The organism is Collinsella aerofaciens (assembly GCF_005844325.1).
GTDB lineage: Bacteria > Actinomycetota > Coriobacteriia > Coriobacteriales > Coriobacteriaceae > Collinsella > Collinsella aerofaciens_G.
The window spans coordinates 14,495-28,722 of the sequence record NZ_SPFY01000013.1; the positions used below are offsets into that span (position 1 = coordinate 14,495).

A 14,228-nucleotide genomic window follows, 5' to 3' on the forward strand; every position below is an offset into this window, starting at 1 on the left:
AACCAGTGTTTGATTCCCTGAGCGATCGCCTCAACGACACATTTGACCGCCTGCGCGGTAAGGGTAAGCTGACCGAGGCCGATATTACCTCGGCCATGCGCGATATTCGTATGGCGTTACTCGAGGCCGACGTTAACTTTAAGGTCGTCAAGGAGTTCGTTGCCAAGACCAAGGAGCGCTGCATGACCGCCGAGGTCATGGAGTCGCTGTCGCCGGCGCAAAACGTCGTCAAGATCGTGCTCGACGAGCTCACCGAGATGCTTGGCTCAACCGAGAGCAAGCTCGTCTTTAGCAACCGCATTCCCAATGTCATCATGCTCGTGGGCCTGCAGGGCTCCGGTAAGACCACGGCTGCCGTAAAGCTGGCCTACCTGCTCAAGAAGCAGGGCCGCTCGCCGCTGCTCGCCGCGTGCGACGTCTACCGTCCCGCCGCTGCCGACCAGTTGGCCACGCTCGGTGGCGAGATCGGCGTGCCGGTCTTCCGCGGCGACGGTGCGCATCCGGTCGACATCGCCAAGGGCGCCATCCAGGAGGCCGTCGACCACCTGCGCGACGTGGTCATCGTCGATACCGCCGGTCGCCTTCAGATCGACGAGCAGATGATGCAGGAGGCCGTCGACATCAAGAAGGCCGTCAAGCCCGATCAGGTGCTGATGGTCGTCGATGCCATGACCGGCCAGGATATCGTCAACGTCGTCTCGACCTTCGCCGATCGCACCGACTTTGACGGTGTGATTATCTCCAAGCTCGACGGTGACGCCCGTGGCGGTGGCGCACTTTCGGTGCGTCAGGTGACTGGCAAGCCCATCAAGTTTGTGAGCATGGGTGAGAAGCCCGATTCGCTGGAGCCGTTCTATCCCGATCGCATGGCCAAGCGCATTTTGGGCATGGGCGACGTCGTCGGCATCATCGAGAAGGCCCAGGAGGCAGCCGATGCAGAGCAGCTCGAGGCTGCCGAGCGTATGCTGCGCGAGGGCTTTACCATGAACGATATGCTCGACCAGATGAAAGCCGTCAAGAAGATGGGCGGCATGAAGGGCATTCTGGGTATGCTCCCCGGTGGCCAGCGCGCCCTCAACCAGATGGGCGGCAACCTGGACGAGGGCATCTTCGACAAGAATGAGGCCATCATCATGTCGATGACCAAGGAGGAGCGCCTTCGCCCCTCCATTATCAACGGCCAGCGTCGCGCCCGTATCGCCAGGGGCGCCGGCGTAACCCCCACCGAGGTCAACAGCCTTATGAAGCAGTGGGGCGAGATGAACAAGATGATGGGCCGCATGCGCACGATGGCCAATCAAGCGCAGGCCGGCGGCAAGAAGGGCAAAAAGGGTAAGAAGGGCAAGAAGATGCGCATGCCCAATATCCCTGGCCTGGACGCTATGGGTCTGGGCGGTATGGGCGGCCTGGGCACGGGCGGTCCCAAGTCCGATATGGAGCTGCTGCGCCAGATGGAAGCGCAGATGCGCAATAAGAAATAGGGCTGTAATTCCAGCTTGATATGGCAAAGGCCACTCGGAAGCTACCGGGTGGCCTTTGTTGTTGGCTTTGATTGTTGGGTTGAGTTCGGCGTCGCGCCCCGAGCTCGCGGTGTCGTGCCGTTAGTGGCAGCTGCAGCCCTCGTGGCCCTCGTGCTCGTGATGGTCGTGGCAGCTGCAGGACTCGCCGTGTTCGTGGGCGTGGTCGTGGTCATGGCCGTGGCAGCCGCACGTGGCCTCGCCGTTCTGTGCGAGCGTGCCGGCGATAAGGGCCTCGACGCAAGCGTCGCTGTTGCCCTGGGCACCTGCGTATACCGTGATGCCGGCTTGGGCAAGCGCGTTGATAGCGCCACCGCCGATGCCGCCGCAGATGAGCGCGTCCACGCCACCGTTGGCGAGCAGGCCCGCAAGGGCACCGTGGCCGGTGCCGCCGGTGCCCACGACCTGTTCGTTGAGCACCTTGCCGTCCTGAATGTCGTAGATCTTGAACTGCTCGCTGCGGCCAAAGTGCATAAAGATGTTGCCGTTGTCGTACGTGGTTGCCACCCTCATGGTGTCGACCTCCTTTGCTGGCCATGCGGCCGTCGTTGTGGTGATGGGGGAGTACACGATATTGCCGCCTTTGATGATGAGCGCTCGTCCGTTGACCAGCGCATTTGCTACCTTGCGATGCGCACGGCTGCAGATTGCCGCCACCGTGGCGCGCGCGATGCCCATCTGCTGTGCGACTGCCTCTTGGTTAAGGCCTTCCAGGTCGCACAGGCGCAGCACCTCGAGTTCGTCGATCGTCATGTCGATGGCGTCTCCGCTCGCCAGGCCATCGGGGGTAAAGCCGCGGTATTCGGGGATGATCCCGACGCGGCGCAGTTTCTCGCGTCTTCCTGCCATGCACCCTCCTTATCTGACATATGTCAACAATAGAATAACGAAACTGTAGATTTGCGCAAGGAATTTCTGGCATATGTCAGAATATGAGGGCTTATGTTTGGGCTGTGGGGCCGCGTGCGCCTGGGCTACAATGAATCTCGCTTATAGGCGACTGACAGGAGGGTCAATGAGCAAGGCTGATCAGCAGTTTGTAGCTATGTGCCGCGACATCTTGGACCATGGCACCACGACCGAGGGCCAAAAGGTCCGCCCGGTGTGGGAGGACGGCACCCCTGCCTATACCATTAAAAACTTTGGAGTTACGGCACGCTACGACCTGCGCGAGGAGTTCCCCGCGCTCACCCTGCGTCGCACGGCGCTTAAGTCTGCGATGGATGAGATCCTGTGGATCTATCAGAAGAAGTCCAATAACGTGCATGACCTCAACAGCCATATTTGGGATGAGTGGGCCGACGAGACCGGCTCTATCGGCAAAGCCTACGGCTACCAGATTGGGCAGAAGAGCCATTATGCCGAGGGTGACTTTGATCAGATGGACCGCGTGCTGTACGACCTCAAGCACACGCCGTACAGCCGCCGCATTATGACGAACACCTATGTGTTTAGCGACCTGTCCGAGATGCACCTGTATCCGTGCGCCTACAGCGTGACGTATAACGTGACGCAGCGCCCGCAGGACGACAAGCCGACGCTCAACATGATTCTCAACCAGCGTAGCCAGGATATTTTGGCCGCGAACAACTGGAATGTGTGCCAGTACGCCATTTTGCTGATGATGGTTGCGCAGTCGGTCGATATGATCGCTGGCGAGCTGCTGCACGTGATTGCCGATGCCCACATTTACGACCGTCATGTCGATATCATCCGCGAACTTATCGAGCGTCCGCAGTTTGCCGCGCCCAAGGTAACGCTCAACCCCGATGTGCATGACTTCTATGCGTTTACGACCGATGACCTGATCGTCGAGGGCTATGAGCACGGCCCGCAGGTCAAGAACATCCCCATCGCGGTGTAGGTGACGCGCATGACGTGTAAGCTTTCTGCCATTGTCGCCGTGTGCGATGACTGGGGCATTGGGTGCGAGGGCGACATGGTGGTGTCCAATCGCGCCGATATGCGCCATTTTGTGGCCTGCACCAAGGGCTGCCCGGTTATCATGGGACGCAAGACCCTGCTGAGTTTTCCCGGCGGGCGTCCGCTCAAGAACCGCCGCAATATCGTGCTCACCCGCGACGAGAGCTTTGCCCCCGAGGGCGTCGACGTGGTGCATAGTATCGACGAGGCGCTCGCCGCGGTTGCCGATGAGCCCGTTGCCTGGGTGATCGGTGGCGGCGATGTCTATCGGCATTTTTTGCCGTATTGCGTCGAGGCCGAGGTCACGCATAACCACTGCGTCCATGTCGTGGATACGTACTTTCCCGATTTGGAAGCCGATCCTGCGTGGGAGATTGCGCAGCGTAGCGGGGTCGCGACGATTGCCGCCGGTGAGGGTGACGAGGGCGTCGATTATGAGTTCGTGACGTATCGTCGCATCGAGGCGTAAATCGTCTGGCGTGAACGGTATCATCGGGTTGATTGAATGCATGGGGCGGCGCTTAGCGTCGCCTCGTTTGGTATAGATGTGCTGTATAGAAGGGTGCGGGCTGGCTGCTATGACTGATGCCGTTGAGGTTCTGCGAATTGATTCGCTCGAGGACGAGCGGCTCGATGCCTACGTGCGACTGACCGAGCGTGAGCTTCGCTGCGTGCTGGAGCCGCAGAAGGGCATTTTTATCGCTGAGAGTGCCAAGGTCATCGAGCGTGCGGTTCGCGCCGGATATGAGCCGGTGAGCTTTCTTCTGGGCGAGCGCTGGCTCGACCAGATGATGCCGCTGTTTGACCAGCTTGTCGTGCGCGAGGGAGCGGGTCCGGTTCCCGTGTTCGTGGCCTCCATGGAGCTCATGGAGCAGTTGACGGGCTTTAACGTGACGCGCGGCGCGCTGGCGGCGTTCCGTCGCCCGCGTCAGATTCCGGTTGATGAGTTCTTGGGCGGCGTTGTCGAGGCGGCGGGGGGTCGTCCGGTGCGCGTGTGCGTGCTTGAGGGTATTGTCGATCACACCAATGTTGGCGCGATTTTCCGCTCGGCTGCCGCATTGAACGTTGACGGTATTTTGGTCAGCCCGACGTGCTGCGATCCACTGTATCGTCGCTCGGCCCGCGTGAGCATGGGCACCGTGTTTCAGGTGCCGTGGACGCGCATTGGCAGCGAGGCTCGTGTGTGGCCGCATGATGGTCTGAGCGCGTTGCACGATGCCGGTTTTTCGTGTGCCGCTATGGCGTTGACGGACGACTCTGTTTCGCTTGATGATCCTGTACTGCGGAAGATTGATCGCTTGGCGATTTTTATGGGCACCGAGGGTGCCGGCTTGGGCGCCAAGACCATTGCCGGCTGTGACCACGCGGTGCGCATTCCGATGGCGCACGGGGTCGATTCGCTCAACGTGGCCGCGGCGAGCGCCGTCGCCTTTTGGCAGCTGTGCCCGCACGTGAGCAATGAGTATCACTACCAGCCGGGTTTGTATCACTAGGCAGATATTTTGCACTGGGCTCTGATTCGGGGTGTTTCGGTCGACGCCGGTCGGTGCTAAGCTGGTATTTGCTTTGGTCTTAAATTGCCGTTTTGTTGTTTAACATACGTTGGCGGGGAGGGCGTGTGGCTAAGAAATCTACGGCTATCGATGTAACGCAGGGTGTCATTTGGCAACAGCTGCTGTCGCTGTGCGTTCCCATCTTTTTTAGTTCGTTTTTTCAGCAGGCCTACACGCTTATCGGTACGTATATCGTTGGCCAGTTTGGCGGCAAGCTCGCGCTGGGTGGCATTCAAGCCACGATGGTGCTCACCGAGCTCTGCATTGGCTTTTGCGTTGGCGTCGGCGCCGGCTGCGCGGTCATTACCGGTCAGTATTTTGGCCAGCACGATGATGAGCGACTGAGTCGTTCGGTCCATACAGCCATGACGCTTGCGCTGGTGGGCGGTATCGCTTTCTCGATTCTTGGCATAGTGTTCGTTGAGCCCATGCTGGTGCTTATGAACACGCCGCATGAACTATTGGCCGAGGGCGTGGCCTATGCTCGCTGTTATTTTGCCGCGATGGTTGCGGCACTGCTGCTTAATATGGGAACCGCACTGCTGCGTGCCGTGGGCGACACGCGCGGCCCCGCCGTGATCATTGCCTCTGGCTGCCTGGTTAACGTGGTGCTGGATATCATTTTTGTCGCTGTGTTGCATATGGAGGCGCTGGGCTGCGGCATCGCGGTGGCGCTGACCATTTGCTCCAATGCAACGATGATCGTGTTGCGCATGATGCGCGCTCCGGGTGCATGGCGTCTTTCGCTGTCTAAGCTCGGTATCGATCGCGGTATTTGCAAGAGTATGATCTCGTGTGGTCTGCCACTCGGTTTTCAATCGGCTGCCTATTCGATCTCGAACGTGCTGATCCAGGTATCGGTTAATTCGTTTGGCGCCGATGTCACGACTGCTTGGGGTCTATCTGGGCGCCTGGATGGCATTATCTGGATGGTGACCGAGGCGCTCGGCGTATCGATCACTACGTTCTCGGCGCAGAACTTTGGCGCGCGCAACTACGAGCGCATGCGCAAGGGCTACCATACGTCGCTCGTGCTGTCGTTTATGCTCATTGGTGGCCTGTCTGCCGTGCTGCTGGTGTTCTCGGGCCCGCTGTCGCGTTTGTTTGTCGACGATGCTTTGATTTCGGCGTACACCACGACTATCCTCCATTTCATTGCGCCGTTCTATGCGATTTTCTCGATTATCGAGAACGCCTCGGGTTCCATCCGCGGCGCCGGCGTGAGTTTGCAGCCTATGATGCTCACCATCTTTGGCACCGTTGTCTTGAGGGTGATCTGGGTGTTTGCGATCATGCCCTTCGATCCGTCGCTCGAGCATCTACTGCTGGTCTACCCCGTAACGTGGCTCATTACGGCCACGATGTTCACCATCTACCACCACAGCGGCAACTGGCTCGGCCGCGCCACCGCCTAGCCATTCGGGACGTCCCCAATGGCTAGTATTCGATGCCTTGGCGGGCTAGGAGTCCTTCGTCGAAGTAGTGTTTGATGGGGCGCATTTCGGTGACAAGGTCGGCGAGGTTCGCGAGGGGCAGCAGGCCGCGGCCGGTTAGCACGAGCTCCGTGGTGGCGGGCTTCTGCGCGATCAGCCCCTCCACATCCTTGCGCGTTACAAAGCCGCGGCGCATCGCTTCGCCGAGTTCGTCCAGGATGAGCACATCGACCTGCGAGATCTGCTCGCGTGCTAGCTCCAGAATCTGTGCCGCGCAGGCCTCGGGCGTGTCGCGGTCGGCTTGTACGATGCGCAGACCCAAACGGGGCGCCGCATCATGCTCGGCGCAGTGAAGTTTCTTGGCAAACTGCAGCCTAAGAACGTCGAGTCCGTAGCCCGTCGCGCGCAGCGCGAGCCCCAGCGCAGCCGTCGTCTTGCCCTTGCCGTCGCCTGTATAGATTTGAACCTTGCCGACTTACAGTGATGCCATCTCTGTCCTTTCGTGCCCGGCGTCGGTTTATCGCCGGCCGGGTTGGGTATTCTAGTTAGCATTATCAACCCCAGTAGATGGAGTTCAAGCAGATGGAGATGGATGACAACAAGCGTAGACGGAATATGATCCTCTACGTGCTCATCGCCTTCGTCGTCTACCTCGTGCTCTCGACCGTTCTGTTCCCTAACATCGGTCACACGCAGCAGATTACGAAGACCGATTACTCGACGTTTGTCAAAGCGCTCGATAAGAAGAGTGTCGACAAGGTCGAGTACAACACGGACGATTACTCGATTTATTACACCAAGAAGGGCGAGGACGAGAACATCGCCTATAAGACGACCGGTGTGCCGAACGATGCGGGCTTTACCGATCGCGTGCTTGAGTCTGGCGCTTCGCTGGAGTCGGTCGTTCCCGATAAAAACTCGGGTTTGATGACCTACTACCTGCTCACGCTCATTCTTCCCATGGCGATTTTCTTCCTCATCGGTTGGTGGCTCAACCGCCGCATGAAGAAGGCTATGGGCGATGACGGCCCGTCGATGAACTTTGGCGGCGGCGGTTTTGGCGGCGGCGGACTGGGTAAGTCCGGCGCGCGCGTGATCGCCTCCAAGGACGTGGGCGTGACCTTTAAGGACGTCGCCGGCCAGGAAGAGGCCAAGGAGTCCCTCAAGGAGGTCGTCGACTTTCTGGAGAAGCCGCAGCGCTACGAGGAGATTGGCGCCAAGCTGCCGCGCGGTGCTCTCCTTGTTGGCCCTCCGGGTACCGGTAAGACCCTGCTAGCCAAGGCTGTTGCCGGCGAGGCTGGTGTTCCGTTCTTTAGCATTTCGGGTTCTGAGTTCGTCGAGATGTTCGTCGGCCGTGGCGCCGCCAAGGTGCGTGACCTTTTTAAGCAGGCCAAGGAAAAGGCCCCGTGCATCGTGTTTATCGACGAGATCGATACCATCGGTAAGAAGCGCGATGGCGGCGGTTTTAGCGGCAACGACGAGCGTGAGCAGACGCTCAATCAGTTGCTGACCGAGATGGATGGCTTCGATAACCACAAGGGTATCGTTGTCCTTGCCGCAACCAATCGCCCCGACAGTCTCGATCCGGCGCTGCTGCGCCCCGGTCGTTTTGACCGCCGCATCCCCGTCGAGTTGCCCGATCTGACCGGCCGTAAGAACATCCTCGAGCTTCACGCCAAGAGTGTGAAGACCGAGCCGCCGATCGATCTGACCGCGATTGCCCGCGCCACGCCCGGTGCCTCGGGCGCCGACCTGGCCAATATCATCAACGAGGGCGCCCTGCGCGCCGTTCGCGAGGGTCGCAAGCGTGCAACCCAGGACGACTTCGAGGAGTCGGTGGAGGTCGTCATTGCCGGCCAACAGCGTAAGTCCACGGTGCTTTCCGACCACGAGAAGCAGGTCGTTTCCTACCACGAGATCGGCCATGCTATCGTCGCTGCCCGCCAAAAGGGTTCCGCGCCGGTTACCAAGATCACCATCGTGCCGCGCACGAGCGGTGCTCTTGGCTATACCATGCAGGTCGAGGAGGACGAGCGCTTCCTGACGACACGCCAGGAGGTCTTGGACAAGCTCGCCGTCTACTGCGGCGGCCGTGCGGCCGAGGAACTCATCTTTGGCGAGATGACGACCGGTGCCGCCAACGATATCGAACAGGCCACCAAGCTTGCCCGTAACATGGTGACGCGCTTTGGTATGTCCGACGAGTTTGGCATGATGGCGCTCGGTACCGTGCAGAACGCGTATCTCAATCAGGACACGTCGCTCACCTGCGCCCCTGGTACGGCCGAGCGTGTGGACGCGATTGTCGCTAAGCTGATCGAGGACGCGCACGATCGCGCCCTGCAGATCCTCAAGGAAAACAAGTTCAAGCTCCATGAGCTGGCTCGTTATCTGTACAAGAAGGAGACCATCACGGGTGAGGAGTTCATGAACCTCCTCACGCGCGAGAATCCGCTGATGCCCAAGCAACAGTAACGCCGCGGTCGAGCCAGTAAACGCCGACGCCCCATTTGAGCAGCTTTCTCAAATGGGGCGTTTTGCTTGAGAGGGATGGAAATGAAGATCGTGGTGAGCGCCTGCTTGATGGGCGAGAGCTGCAAGTATAACGGGCTTGACAACTATCGTCGCGAGTTGGTCGAGGCCTGCGAGCGTACAGGGACTGAGGTCCTCTTGGTGTGCCCTGAGGTCTTTGGCGGCCTGCCCACGCCGCGCAGGCCGTCCGAGATTGTGAACGGCGAGGTCCGTACCTGCGAGGGTGCCTCGGTCGATCGCGAGTTTCGCCTGGGCGCTCAACGTGCGCTCGACATGTGCGAGCAGGCGGGCGGCCCGTCCGAGATCGTTGCGTGCATTTTGCAGGATCGCAGTCCGTCGTGCGGCGTGGGCCATATCTACGACGGATCCTTCAGCGGCACGCTCACAACAGGTAACGGTGTCTTCGTTGACCTGCTCCTGCGCCACGGCTACCGCGTTATCCCGGCTAGCGAGTTCGACTCGAGCATGTTACGGCAATAAAAAACCGCCACAAAGGTATTGTCCCCTTTGTGGCGGTTTTGGTCGGTTAGGCCAGGATAGAATGGCCGTAGGCGTTGGCGGCCTTGATGGCGGCGGCGAACTTTTCGTCGGTGAAGGGCTCCGGGTTGCCTTGCTTCCACTCGTTGGTGGCGTGCGCGTATTCGCACAGGGCCGGGATATCTGCCTCGGTAAGGCCAACCTGCTCAAGCGTTACGGGCAGCCCCATCTGCTTGTTAAAGGCGGCGTAGCGCTCAAGGTTCTCGGTATCGCCCGTATAGGCAAACAGTACCAGCACGCCCAGGCTCACGACCTCGCCATGCAGGTAGGTGCCCTCACGCGGAATGCTGCAGGTGGCGTTGTAGAACGCGTGCGCCACGCTCGAGTTGTAGTAATAATCGTTCTGGTTGGTCAGGTTCGAGACATAGCCCGTGTTGACAACGATGTCGAGCGCGATCTGCTTGACGGCCTCGCTCGACAGATTCTGGCGCACATCCTCAAGACCCTGCACACCATAGGTAAACAGCGGCTCGGAGCAGGTGTGGGCGAGTGCCAGGCCAAGACCGGCGGTGTGCTCCAAATTACCGGCGCTCGTGGCGTACTCGACCTCGGGCTGCTTGGACAGGGCATCGCCTACACCGGCCCAGAAGTACTCTGCTGGCGCCTCGGCGATGATCTTGGGGTTGATGAAGATGTGCGCGGGGCGGTTGGGGTACGAATAGCCCTCGAGCGAGCCGTCGTCGTTGTAGACAACGGCAATGGCGGTCGCGGCGGAGCAGTTGGAGCAGATCGTCGGCACGGTAAAGACGATCTTCTTGAGCTCGATGGCCGCCGTCTTGACGGTATCGAGCGCCTTGCCGCCGCCGCAAGCAATGAGCACGTCGGCTTCCTGGCAGGCGGGGGAGTTTACGACCTTGGCGATATTGGCACGCGTACTGTTGGTACCGTAGACGCGCGTCTCCAGGACCTCGACATCGGTACCTTCAAGGGCCGCCTCGATTCCCGGCAGCGCCGCAGCCAGGGCTCGCTTGCCGCCAATGATGGCGACTTTCTTCGCGCCGTACTCCGCCAGTGCAGTTGGCAGCTTGGTAAAGCAATCCTCGCCAACGGTGTAGTCGCTCATTCCAATTGTGCGCATAGCAGCCTTCTTTCGTTCGATAAAGTGCTTTCAGGTATTTTGCTCCTAGTGAAGGCTTGTAATAGCGAGAAATTTCGAACGTATAAAACCAGTGTTGAGGGTTTTTTGCCGACGCGGAACGTGCTAGCATACACCGCATAAGCGTTGATGGGGACGAGTAGTCGGCCGTCCGCATGCTACAGAGAGCGGGAAGCGCTGAGAACCCGTGCATGCGACCGATGAAAATCACCCCGGAGCTGCGGTCCCAACGGACGTGCCGCGCAGACACGTCTTAGTAGATATCGCCGAGATGGTCGTCGATACAGGCCAGCCGAGTAACGGATGCGAGCGCGCGAATACGCGGGCGAGGGCATCTAAGCTGGGTGGTTAAACGAAGAGCTTTTGCGGGCGTACAGCTCGTTTTGTGGCGCTTCGTCCCAGCTTGTAGGGACGGGCGCTTTTTTGGTGCCCAACGGGCGTGTGCGCCCATGACATGAAAGGGGTACCGTGGCAAACGAGTACAAGCAGACGATGAATCTGCCCAAGACCGGTTTTCCCATGCGTGCCGGTCTTTCCAAGTCCGAGCCCAAGCGACTCAAGGACTGGCAGGACAACAAGGTCTACGAGCAGGTTCTGAAGAAGAACGAGGGTCACAAGAAGTTCGTGCTGCACGACGGTCCTCCGTACGCCAACGGCCCGATTCACATCGGCCATGCCATGAACAAGATCTCCAAGGACATGATCAACCGTTACTGGATGATGCAGGGCTATGAGGTTCCCTATGTTCCCGGTTGGGACTGCCATGGCCAGCCGATCGAGCATAAGGTCGAGGAGAAGCTCGGCACCGAGAAGTTCAACCAGACCTCCACGGCTAAGATCCGTGAGCTTTGCAATAAGTTCGCTGTCGAGAACATCGAGCTGCAGAAGGCCGGCTTCCGTCGCCTGGGCGTGCTCGGCGATTGGGACAACCCCTATCTGACGCTCTATCACCAGCATGACGCCGCCGACATCGATGTTTTCAAGGCCATGTTCGACAAGGGCATGATCTATCGCGGTCACAAGCCCGTCCACTGGTGCAAGCACTGCCATACCGCACTTGCTGAGGCCGAGATTGAGTACTCCGACGAGACGAGCCCGTCCATCTTCGTGCGCTTTGAGATGACCTCCAAGCCCGCCGGCCTCGAGAACTTCGACGGCCCGGTTGACTTTATCATCTGGACGACCACGCCGTGGACCATCCCCTCCGACCAGGCAGTTTCTCTCAAGCCCGGTGCCGCCTACGTCGCCGTTGAGCACGACGGCCGCGCCGAGGTCATGCTCGAGGACCTAGCTCCCAAGTGCTGCGAGGAGTTTGGCTGGGAGTACACCCCGGTTGTGGTCGACGGCAAGCCCTATGTGGTTCCCGCCGAGACCTTCCATCACATTCACTATAAGCAGCCGATCTTTGACGGTGTCGAGGGCGTTGCGCTGTTGGCCGATTACGTCGGTGTCGATGACGGTACCGGTATCGTCCACAACTCGCCCGGTCACGGCGTCGACGACTACTTCGCCTGCCTCAAGGAGGGCATCACCGACATTTGCATGCCGGTCGATGACGACGGCAAGTTCTACACCGGCGAGGAGTTTGGCACCGGCGGCCCCTTCAGCGGCATGGATACCGACGAGGCCAACCCGCACATCATCGAGTTCCTGCGCGAGCGCGGCACCCTGGTCCTCGAGAAGAAGATCACGCACAGCTATCCGCACTGCTGGCGCTGCAAGCACCCGGTGCTCTTCCGTGCTACCGACCAGTGGTTTGTCTCGATGGACAAGACTGGTTTGCGCGAGCAGGCTGGTAAGGAGGTTCGCGAGAACGTCAAGTGGTATCCGGCTCACGCCGCCAACCGCATCGGCGCCATGGTTGAGCAGCGTCCCGACTGGTGCATCAGCCGTCAGCGCAACTGGGGCGTGCCTATCCCCAGCTACACCTGTGCCGACTGCGGCGAGAAGGTCATGAACGACGCTACGCTCGACGCCGTCATCAAGCTCTTCCACGAGAAGGGCTCCGACGCCTGGTTCACCGACGCTCCCGAGAGCTACCTGGGCGAGGCCTGCGTCTGCCCCAAGTGCGGCGGCCATCACCTCAAGGCCGATAAGGACATCCTCGACGTGTGGTGGGATTCCGGCGTCTCCTGGAAGGCCGTCTGCGAGTACCGTCCCGAGCTGGAGTATCCGGCGGATGTGTACCTCGAGGGCTCCGACCAGCATCGCGGTTGGTTCCAGAGCTCGCTGCTCACTTCGGTGGGCGCCAACGGCCATGCTCCCTACAAGGCGGTCGTCTCGCAGGGCTTCACGCTCGACGGCCAGGGCCGCAAGATGTCCAAGTCGCTCGGCAACGTCATCGACCCCAATAAGGTCTGTGACGAGATGGGCGCCGACATCATCCGCCTGTGGGTTGCTTCCGTTGACACCAGCTCCGACGTGTCCATCGACCACGAGATTCTTGCCCGTACGTCCGATGCCTACCGTCGTTTCCGCAACACGCTGCGCTTCCTGCTTTCCGAGCTCGAGGGCCAGTTTGAGCCTGAGACCGACGGTGTCGCCTTTGCCGACCTGCTGCCGCTCGACAAGCTCATGGTTGCCCGTCTGACCCAGGTTCAGGCCGAGGTCGACGACGCTTACTCTTGCTACGAGTTCCCGCGCGCTTACCGTGCGCTTTATGACTTCGTGGTTACCGAGCTTTCCAACGTGTACCTCGACGCCCTGAAGGACCGCCTGTACTGCGACAAGCCTGGCTCGCTCGAGCGCCGCAGCGCCCAGACCGTGCTGGCCGAGCTCTTCTCGATGCTCATGCGCGATCTGCAGCCGATTTTGTCCTACACCGTCGACGAGGCCATGGCCTACGCGCCTGCCGGCTGCGTCGACCACCAGAAGTACGCCGCGCTGCTCGATTGGTATAAGTCGCCTATCACGGTCGACGAGGCCAATGAGTTCGAGGGCGTGCTCGAGGCTTCACTCGAGCTCCGTAGCGCCGTGACCAAGGCCCTTGAGGATGCCCGCTCCGTCGGCACCTTCACTAAGAGCCAGCAGGTCCGCGTCAAGGCGGTCGTTCCCGCCGAGATGTACGCGCTGCTGACCGGCGACAAGGCGGTCGACCTGGCCGAGTTCTACATCGTTTCCGATGTTGAGCTGACCCAGGGCGAGGAGCTCTCCGTTGCCATCGAGGCTGCCGAGGGCGAGTGCTGCGACCGTTGCTGGAATTACCGCACCACCGTCGGCGAGTACAACGGTCACGCACATATCTGCAAGCGCTGCGCTGACGCGCTGTAGGTTACGGCGTTCGTAGAACGCCGTAACCTACCGACGCTGCAAACGCTCCTAAGCGGCAATCTGACGTTCAATCGTCGGTCGCGTACCAAAGTACGCTTCCCTCCTCTTTCACGTCACCTTGCTCGCTTAGGGACGTTTTCGCTGTTGATGACGGTAATGCGGCGTTTCTATGGACCTAGTCGTTGGGGACGTTCTTAAACGACTAGTCAAACAAGAACGTCCCCAACGACTACCTGTGTCATATTTAAGCGGCATTCTGTTTTTCGGAATGTCGCTTTCGTTTTGTGCTGGTTATTTCGCTTGCGTTGGTGGATATGTCGTGCGCTCTGCGTATGGCAATATAAGATGGTTAATTGCGTTCAACGGA

General features: G+C 59.8%; 11 protein-coding genes. 8 read left to right on the forward strand and 3 right to left on the reverse strand.

From position 1 onward, the window contains the following. Positions 1-5: 5 nt before the first annotated feature. Entirely contained in the window at positions 6-1,481 is a 1,476-nt protein-coding gene (gene ffh / locus FGQ61_RS05485; RefSeq protein ID WP_138374833.1) for a signal recognition particle protein, read from the forward strand. A 120-nt stretch (positions 1,482-1,601) separates the two neighbouring features. Here ffh and FGQ61_RS05490 read toward each other — a convergent pair whose 3' ends face one another. Next, on the reverse strand, positions 1,602-2,366 hold the full coding sequence (locus FGQ61_RS05490) for a DUF134 domain-containing protein (RefSeq protein WP_138374834.1): 765 nt from the start codon (positions 2,364-2,366) through the stop codon (positions 1,602-1,604). Between the two features lie 166 nt (positions 2,367-2,532). On the opposite strand from FGQ61_RS05490, the gene thyA reads away from it, so the two are divergent. From thyA to FGQ61_RS05510, 4 genes are all read left to right on the forward strand, one after another. Beyond that, positions 2,533-3,381 (forward strand): thymidylate synthase, encoded by an 849-nt coding sequence (gene thyA / locus FGQ61_RS05495; RefSeq protein WP_138374835.1) that lies wholly within the window; start codon positions 2,533-2,535, stop codon positions 3,379-3,381. A 9-nt stretch (positions 3,382-3,390) separates the two neighbouring features. Further along, positions 3,391-3,909: a dihydrofolate reductase gene (locus FGQ61_RS05500; RefSeq protein ID WP_138374836.1), complete on the forward strand. Its 519-nt coding sequence runs from the start codon at positions 3,391-3,393 to the stop codon at positions 3,907-3,909. A 109-nt stretch (positions 3,910-4,018) separates the two neighbouring features. Next, positions 4,019-4,933 carry a TrmH family RNA methyltransferase gene (locus tag FGQ61_RS05505; RefSeq protein ID WP_138112397.1) on the forward strand — a complete coding sequence of 305 codons (915 nt, stop codon included), beginning with the start codon at positions 4,019-4,021 and terminating at the stop codon, positions 4,931-4,933. A 125-nt stretch (positions 4,934-5,058) separates the two neighbouring features. Then, the gene (locus FGQ61_RS05510) at positions 5,059-6,408 is read left to right on the forward strand and encodes an MATE family efflux transporter (protein ID WP_138374837.1); all 1,350 of its coding nucleotides are present in this window, start codon (positions 5,059-5,061) and stop codon (positions 6,406-6,408) included. 22 nt (positions 6,409-6,430) lie between these two features. Here the strand turns inward: FGQ61_RS05510 and FGQ61_RS05515 are convergent, their stop codons facing one another. After that, complete coding sequence (locus tag FGQ61_RS05515) at positions 6,431-6,886, reverse strand: cob(I)yrinic acid a,c-diamide adenosyltransferase (RefSeq protein WP_138374838.1); 456 nt, start codon at positions 6,884-6,886, stop codon at positions 6,431-6,433. A 122-nt stretch (positions 6,887-7,008) separates the two neighbouring features. On the opposite strand from FGQ61_RS05515, the gene ftsH reads away from it, so the two are divergent. Both ftsH and FGQ61_RS05525 read left to right on the forward strand, forming a co-directional pair. After that, entirely contained in the window at positions 7,009-8,901 is a 1,893-nt protein-coding gene (gene ftsH, locus FGQ61_RS05520; protein WP_171021520.1) for an ATP-dependent zinc metalloprotease FtsH, read from the forward strand. A gap of 81 nt (positions 8,902-8,982) precedes the next feature. Beyond that, the gene (locus FGQ61_RS05525) at positions 8,983-9,438 is read left to right on the forward strand and encodes a 2-thiouracil desulfurase family protein (RefSeq protein WP_138374839.1); all 456 of its coding nucleotides are present in this window, start codon (positions 8,983-8,985) and stop codon (positions 9,436-9,438) included. A gap of 46 nt (positions 9,439-9,484) precedes the next feature. Here the strand turns inward: FGQ61_RS05525 and FGQ61_RS05530 are convergent, their stop codons facing one another. After that, entirely contained in the window at positions 9,485-10,573 is a 1,089-nt protein-coding gene (locus FGQ61_RS05530) for an iron-containing alcohol dehydrogenase family protein (RefSeq protein WP_138374840.1), read from the reverse strand. Between the two features lie 510 nt (positions 10,574-11,083). On the opposite strand from FGQ61_RS05530, the gene ileS reads away from it, so the two are divergent. Further along, positions 11,084-13,861 (forward strand): isoleucine--tRNA ligase, encoded by a 2,778-nt coding sequence (gene ileS / locus FGQ61_RS05535; RefSeq protein ID WP_212745443.1) that lies wholly within the window; start codon positions 11,084-11,086, stop codon positions 13,859-13,861. Positions 13,862-14,228 lie beyond the last annotated feature (367 nt).